Genomic DNA, 5,717 nt, shown 5'->3' on the forward strand with positions numbered 1-5,717 from the left:
GGGATCAAAGACAATCACCACCTCGCCGCGCCGGATATCCTGTGTTATCAGCAGTTCAGCCAGCCGGGTTTTGCCCACCCGGGTCGTGCCCATCACCAGCGTATGCCCGACCCGTTCGCGTAAGTCCATAAACACGTCCGCCTCCTGTGGCTCAATCCCGTGGAGGGCCGGATTACCGCCCACCGGCGGCAGCGGGCGTACCGGATTGAAAGGGGAGTCCTGACGTAACAACGCAGATAAAGCCGGCCAACGGTATTCGGTTGCTCGCTCCAGTGTACGGGTAAGCTGATAAACCCGAGACGGCTGTACGAATCGTTCCACTTCCGGTCGCCGTGTATCCTGTAAACGCTGGGTATGCTTCTGCTGCCAGCGAAAGCCCCAGCCCAGAAACAACTGCCGGTGACTGACGGGAATATGCTTTGTGCTCATCCGGTAACGCGGCAGGCGGCGCAGGTTCCGGCGATAGCGGATAACCTGCATGCCCTGCCATGTGCGTAGTATCGCCAGGACGGCAAACCCGCCGCCCATGATATAGCTGACGGCGGGTACCAGTGCAATGGCCCAAGGCGCCCGGAGACAGACAAACGCCGCCACGGCGGAGACCAGCGCCGTATTCAGCTCGACGGCCGGACGCAGCAGGGCTTCCACCACATAACGGCGGCTCATGGTGATAACTGCTGAGCAAGTCGGGTGTCGGAGATCAACACCGGATAGTGTTGCAACTGCAACCGACGCGCCAGTTCGGTGCCGGCAGCCGGTGACAGCAGTAAATCCGGTGCTAATGCGCGCAGTGCCTGTAAGCCCGCCCTGTCCCTGACATTCACCACCAGACCCACGGCATGTAGTTTTGTCAATGTGCCGGCATTCTGGCTTAACCACTGGTGTGAAGCGGGATCATCTCCAATCAGAAACAGGGCGCCAATCCCCGGTAGTTGCAGAGGTCTGCTGTCAACTTTGCCCGGTGTCAGTGCCGGTGTTTTAACGGGTAACATGGCGGCTTCACCGACCCCGTCGGGTGAGAAATACGGTGCCGCGGGCAAAGGCTCTTTGCCTTGCTGCGCATTAATGCTCTCATAAAAGGGCGAGGCATCTTGGCCGCCTAAATCGGCAATCACATTCAGTTCGGCATGGCCGGCACTTATCCATAACAGGCCGATAACAGGGAATACGCTCAGCCGTTTCATTGTAATGCGCTGATTTGCCATCCCTGCTCCCCCTGTCGCAACAAGACCGGCATCAGCCCCCTGCCGAACCGGAACCAGTACCCCGCATCATGATTCAGGGTGATTTGCCGGTGGCGTACCCGTTCAACGGGGATCTGATGTTTTTTGGCCCACTGCTGCAACCGTTCATCCTTGCCCTGACTGTCAACCAGATAGATATCTACAGGTTGTCCGGAGGCCAGTACCTCGGCCAGACGGGTGTCACACGCCGGGCAATCATCCGCTTTCACAAACAGAGCCAGTCGCCCGTTTATTTCCTGCGATTTTGCCATATCAACGGGCAGGACATCAGGAAACAGTCGTTGCCAGGCGGCATTCACCTCACGCTGGAAGCGCAGTTCTTTTTCAGTACGGGCAAATTCGGCTTTCACCCACTGTTCGGCATAACGGCGGCGTTCCGCCTCACTTTCCGCTTCAATTCCTAATGCGGTCAGCGGATCGAGTCCCGGCGACTGAATTCCCCTTGGCCCTGCCATCAGGTGCTGATAACGCTGGTATTCCTCCGCCTTCAGTCCCCATTGCCCGGCCGGCGTTTTCAGCGTTTGACGTTGACTTTCTACAATCTGCATCTGCTGCGCGGTTAAGGGTGCCGGAGTGTCTGCCCATGCCGGGCTGCTGAGTACGACCCACGCCATCAAACCGATTCGATGCCGTTTCATGGCTGTTTTTCCTGTTGAGATTGCAGGAGCTGATAACCCGGTCGCAAATGGTGGCACACCACACGCCGGACTTCATCCACCTCCAGTTGCCAGGCCGGACCGGCCATAAACTGCAACACCGTGCGCAGCCGCACGGGACCGGACTGCGTGTGTACCGACGGCAGCGGCTGACGATATAAAATATCATGGGTTTTTTCAGGCGCACATAACCGGTAACCCGACTGACGCAGCACGTCACGCAGGGCATCGCCCACTGTGGGCTGCCCGGATGCCGGAATATGCACCTCAATCAACTGAGAAAGCGGGTCACGCTGAGCGGTTGTCGGGTCGGTACTGACCAGGATATAACGACCGGCGCGGACGACTTCGGGGGCTTGCCCATATATATCCGGTGACACAGACGGGCTGTTTTGTCTCTGAGTCACGGAAGGCGGGGAGGCGTTTGCGGGTGGGGGTTGTTTTACACAAGTCGTGCAGCCGGTCAATATGACCGCCATCAGGCTGATTAACACACGATTTTTCATTCCGGTCAGGTTCCTGCTCAGTCATCAATAGCACCGACTATGCAGGGAACCCGATACTGTATTCAATGAACAACTCAACTGTGTCTGCTGGAAATTAACCTGCCGGAGCCGGCATTATCACATTATGATTTATATCAGTGTGTTATTCCGCCACTGGCCGGCTTTCATCAGCCGGCTGACGGATTTTGCGCTCAATAAAATTACCGTAATCATCAAAGTAGCGGCTGGGCCAGATTTCAGCAGGCTCCATTCCTAAACGGGCAGCGATGATCTGTTCCCCTTTGGGCCATGGGCGGGATAAGGTATTTGCCAGGGTGGAAGAACTTAATCCCGATTCGCGGGATAAAGCGGCGAGTGTCGTACCACGTTTGCGTAATGCACAAATAATTTCGGCTGGGTGCCAGTCTTTCTGAGTGTGAGTCATAGTCATACCTGCTTCCCCTTCTTTTGATTATTAAGTGGTGGCGATTCAAGACAGGGATTCTCAGGTACCGGAGTTATCAGCCGGTGAGGCCGAAGCCTCCCCTGTCTGAACCGCCATTGAAGGGGCGAGTACAGACACACTGGTAGAAACTTCCTACCAGTGGATAACTTTGAGGCCTGAGATTCCTCACTATCGGATTTTGCCGATAGCTTCTTTACTTTAACGAATTGCGTTATTTAATTCAATAATCGAATGTGTAAGTTTAACAAGTAAATTAAACTCTTTGAGTTACTGACATTGTTCAAATAGAATACAAAACAACAATAAAACGCTTATAACATATTCATACCTTTAACTGATCATGGTAATTTTGAAGTGTAGTAAAACGATACTCCAGGCTATTAAGAATATGCTTATCCCCTTTTTTAACTGCCTTAATATACTTTTCCACGTACTTCTCAAATTTTCTTGTGATGAAAAATTCCTTTCCTTGAATATTTTTATGTTGTTCTGGTGGGATCAAAAATATTTCATCAGAAATATATCTCAGATGAGTAATTAATAAGGCTTTCGAGTAATCCAATCCTTTACCTTTAATACCCTTCTGATTAGATTTTTGCGTAATATATGCTGCGTTATGTTTAATTGAGGTTCTCAGTGGAATTGCAAATGTTAATTTGTTGATGTTTATTACAACAATACCATGCCCTCGTGTTTTACCGGGGATCCACTTACCACTTTCGTTATCAAGTGCTTGTATGAGATAAATATTCTCATCATAGAAGGTTTGATCTAATTTTCTTAATTTCATCTGATCACTTTTGTCTGAATCAAAAAAAACCCCAATTCAGGGGTTTTTCTGGCAGTTAATTCAGTTTGGAGACTTCTGTTTTTTTACGTGGGGTGCTCCTACCACCACTATACTTCAGTTTGGAGGTTTCTGTTTTTTACGTGGGGCTCCCCTACCGCCACAAACTGCATATAAAGAATACCGTTGACATACTGATTTGTCAATTTATTTAATAAAACCTCAACAATATTGAGGAACAAATTGGTAATCAGTTTGAGTTAATCGTTCAAGATATTCATCAAAAGAATCAGCGAGTACTATATAACTGTCTGGATCATGTAGATATCGTATCACTTGACCTATCTTACCACCATTAATAGGATCGAAGTCTATATACAATATAGATGTACCACCATTATTCATACAGTGAGCAAAGCAAAGGCGTTTATTCATAGCAATATGAATATTTATTCTATCATCTATAGAAATTATGTCCTCTTCCTCTAACCATTCTCCATAATCATCTGCAATACTCTGGTTATGCTTATTCTCTTCAATTATGTCATCACATGATAACAAGTAATATCCAAAATCTTCACCAACATCTGAACCGAACAGTAAACAGCTAATCGTTGTATCTTCATATTTTCGCCAGTAAGTACCATCTACGCGTTTCAGAAGTTCAATCAAAGTAACTGGGCAATCAGGATATACGCAATAAACTTGAAGATGCATGATAGGATACAATTCATATTATTGATTTTAAACTGTTAATTTAAAAATCAACCCAGCATTTTGAAGTTAGATGAGTATATACAGAAAGTAATTTATCAATAGACTTATTACCGGCTCCTTTTATAACGTGCCAAGTATCTTTATCTTCTTCATCCAAGTGTTGTTCTACATTTTCTAAGTGAATATCAATTAAAGATGTCATTGTAAATACTCATTCATTCTTAGTGAAAAAGAGCTTTTTTATCATAAAAAAAAAGAAACAACAATCAAGTTAAGAAGGAAAATAACCACGGATCACTTTATTACATAATTAGTTTATAAATCAAATGGAAACTTATGAAAATAACTTTACTTTTTAATATAACTAATATAGAAATCCTATATGATTTTTCATAATAGTGAGAGTCTTTTCAAATGGTGGGTTCTTATCCCTTGCGATATGTGGAATAAGATTTACTCCTATCATTTTTAAACACTATTTAGTGATTTAATACATTTCACTCCAGTTTAAAATCATCATATTTTATTGGAAAGCATTAACCAAATCTAATTACACTCATTAGCCAAGCCCAAGATGTTATTTTTATATAAATGGAGATAAACATGTCATACAAAACTATATCCCCTTCAAAATATGTTTATATTTATCATGCGCTATGCTTTTACCTTTCAATATCCTTCATATTGAATGATAAAAAACCATCAGCAATACCTGTTGTTATTTTCATTGGAATGATCCTTATCAGCCTAACAATTATATTCCATAAAAAAATAGGTCCTTTCCCAAAAATAAATCTAAAATATCAAATTATGCCATAAGCATTGCTCTTTCAATGTTATCATCTTTATTTTTTCTAGCATTTTGCTTTGTTTTTACATTCATGAAAAAAACAGATGAACAAGCAAATACAATAACATTCTTCATTTTATTTCTTATTTTATTATTCATATCTATACTAACATTCGTTTCAAACCCCATAAAAAAAAGTGAAAGTATAAACTCTGTATATTTAACCACATTTAAAATGATATGGATTTTATCTAGTTGTTTTCTATATTCTTACTCCAGAGGTGCTGTTGCAGAGATATTTGATATAAGCTATGAATCTACATTTTCCAAGCCAACAACAATAGGAATAACAATAATATTCACAACAATGGTTTATTTTATATTTATAGTCTTATCTCCTGTATTACTAGATAGCGTCGTCATAAGTGACTTTGTGCGATAATAAGATTTGCATTCCATAAACAGAGTGAACTCATAGATAGGCTCTTAAGAATTAAGCCGTTCAAAACACGCATCCAATGTTTTGTTTTTACATGATTTTCTTTGTGGTGTTTTGAACGCGTTCTGGCATA

8 protein-coding genes and 1 pseudogene are annotated in these 5,717 nt (G+C 44.1%); 1 reads left to right on the forward strand and 8 read right to left on the reverse strand.

The features are described 5' to 3' along the window. The 8 genes and pseudogenes from Xinn_RS19015 to Xinn_RS22245 form a co-directional block, all read right to left on the reverse strand. A pseudogene (locus Xinn_RS19015) lies at nt 1–666 on the reverse strand (type IV conjugative transfer system coupling protein TraD); the annotation flags it as partial. Then, the gene (locus Xinn_RS19020; protein WP_086956842.1) at nt 663–1,205 is read right to left on the reverse strand and encodes an integrating conjugative element protein; all 543 of its coding nucleotides are present in this window, start codon (nt 1,203–1,205) and stop codon (nt 663–665) included. The pseudogene Xinn_RS19015 and the gene Xinn_RS19020, both read right to left, overlap by 4 nt. Continuing rightward, complete coding sequence (locus tag Xinn_RS19025; protein WP_099137750.1) at nt 1,181–1,882, reverse strand: TIGR03759 family integrating conjugative element protein; 702 nt, start codon at nt 1,880–1,882, stop codon at nt 1,181–1,183. The genes Xinn_RS19020 and Xinn_RS19025 overlap by 25 nt, the downstream gene beginning before the upstream one ends. Then, a complete protein-coding gene (gene pilL2 / locus Xinn_RS19030; RefSeq protein WP_086955689.1) occupies nt 1,879–2,406 on the reverse strand; it encodes a PFGI-1 class ICE element type IV pilus protein PilL2 in 528 nt (175 codons plus the stop codon). Before pilL2 ends, Xinn_RS19025 begins: the two co-directional genes overlap by 4 nt. Nucleotides 2,407–2,548: 142 nt before the next feature. Continuing rightward, nucleotides 2,549–2,836 carry a helix-turn-helix domain-containing protein gene (locus tag Xinn_RS19035; RefSeq protein ID WP_086955688.1) on the reverse strand — a complete coding sequence of 96 codons (288 nt, stop codon included), beginning with the start codon at nt 2,834–2,836 and terminating at the stop codon, nt 2,549–2,551. A gap of 337 nt (nt 2,837–3,173) precedes the next feature. After that, nucleotides 3,174–3,641 (reverse strand): type III toxin-antitoxin system TenpIN family toxin, encoded by a 468-nt coding sequence (gene tenpIN / locus Xinn_RS19040; RefSeq protein WP_086955687.1) that lies wholly within the window; start codon nt 3,639–3,641, stop codon nt 3,174–3,176. A 219-nt stretch (nt 3,642–3,860) separates the two neighbouring features. Beyond that, nucleotides 3,861–4,355, reverse strand: coding sequence for an SMI1/KNR4 family protein (locus Xinn_RS19045; protein WP_086955686.1), 495 nt, complete (start codon nt 4,353–4,355; stop codon nt 3,861–3,863). Between the two features lie 40 nt (nt 4,356–4,395). Continuing rightward, nucleotides 4,396–4,557, reverse strand: coding sequence for a hypothetical protein (locus Xinn_RS22245; protein ID WP_169923624.1), 162 nt, complete (start codon nt 4,555–4,557; stop codon nt 4,396–4,398). A gap of 401 nt (nt 4,558–4,958) precedes the next feature. Here Xinn_RS22245 and Xinn_RS19050 point away from each other — a divergent pair, with 401 nt between their 5' ends. Further along, nucleotides 4,959–5,174, forward strand: a complete 216-nt coding sequence (locus tag Xinn_RS19050; protein ID WP_086955684.1) for a hypothetical protein — start codon at nt 4,959–4,961, stop codon at nt 5,172–5,174. Nucleotides 5,175–5,717 lie beyond the last annotated feature (543 nt).

Origin of the sequence: Xenorhabdus innexi (genome assembly GCF_002632485.1) — a bacterium.
Taxonomy (GTDB): Bacteria; Pseudomonadota; Gammaproteobacteria; order Enterobacterales; family Enterobacteriaceae; genus Xenorhabdus; species Xenorhabdus innexi.

What these genes read in the sequence shown, in the direction of transcription:
- tenpIN (WP_086955687.1), bottom strand. Translation starts at nt 3,641, where the DNA reads ATGAAATTAAGAAAATTAGATCAAACCTTCTATGATGAGAATATTTAT.
- Xinn_RS19020 (WP_086956842.1), bottom strand. Translation starts at nt 1,205, where the DNA reads ATGGCAAATCAGCGCATTACAATGAAACGGCTGAGCGTATTCCCTGTT.
- Xinn_RS19050 (WP_086955684.1), top strand. Translation starts at nt 4,959, where the DNA reads ATGTCATACAAAACTATATCCCCTTCAAAATATGTTTATATTTATCAT.
- Xinn_RS19035 (WP_086955688.1), bottom strand. Translation starts at nt 2,836, where the DNA reads ATGACTATGACTCACACTCAGAAAGACTGGCACCCAGCCGAAATTATT.
- Xinn_RS22245 (WP_169923624.1), bottom strand. Translation starts at nt 4,557, where the DNA reads ATGACATCTTTAATTGATATTCACTTAGAAAATGTAGAACAACACTTG.
- Xinn_RS19025 (WP_099137750.1), bottom strand. Translation starts at nt 1,882, where the DNA reads ATGAAACGGCATCGAATCGGTTTGATGGCGTGGGTCGTACTCAGCAGC.
- Xinn_RS19045 (WP_086955686.1), bottom strand. Translation starts at nt 4,355, where the DNA reads ATGCATCTTCAAGTTTATTGCGTATATCCTGATTGCCCAGTTACTTTG.
- pilL2 (WP_086955689.1), bottom strand. Translation starts at nt 2,406, where the DNA reads ATGAAAAATCGTGTGTTAATCAGCCTGATGGCGGTCATATTGACCGGC.